Annotated in this window: 1 protein-coding gene; it reads right to left on the bottom strand. The window is 56.4% G+C overall.

Translation table 11 applies throughout. The features are described 5' to 3' along the window. Window positions 1-559: dihydroxy-acid dehydratase domain-containing protein (locus ACR0EL_RS22670; protein ID WP_480502381.1), on the bottom strand; the 559-nt coding region annotated here is incomplete at both ends.

A 559-nucleotide genomic window follows, 5' to 3' on the forward strand; every position in this document is an offset into this window, starting at 1 on the left:
CTGTATGGCAATCCTCATGCAGCAAGCCTGCGCGGCTGAGTTCACCAAGGATCGAGAAGATGCCACCAGCGCGGTGGACGTCTTCCATGTGCACGTTTTCGATGTTGGGCGCGACTTTGCACAAACAGGGCACTTGGCGGCTCAGGCGGTCCATGTCGGACATGGTGAAATGCACTTCACCTTCGTGCGCGATGGCCAGCAAATGAAGCACCGTATTGGTCGATCCACCCATTGCGATATCCAAGCTCATGGCATTTTCGAACGCGTCGAACGTGGCGATTTCACGCGGCAAAAAGCCTTTCTCGTCCAGATCATAGTGGCGCTTGGTGATCTCGACGATGCGGCGACCAGCTTCCAAGAACAACTCTTTACGGTCGGCATGTGTGGCCAGGGTCGAGCCATTGCCCGGCAGCGCCAGACCCAGTGCTTCGGCCAGACAATTCATCGAGTTCGCGGTGAACATGCCCGAGCATGAACCACAGGTTGGACAGGCGTTTTCTTCAATGTGTTGCACCTGCTCATCGGTAAATCGATCATCCGCTGCGGCAACCATCGCGTC

Source organism: Ruegeria sp. AH12 (assembly GCF_056541465.1).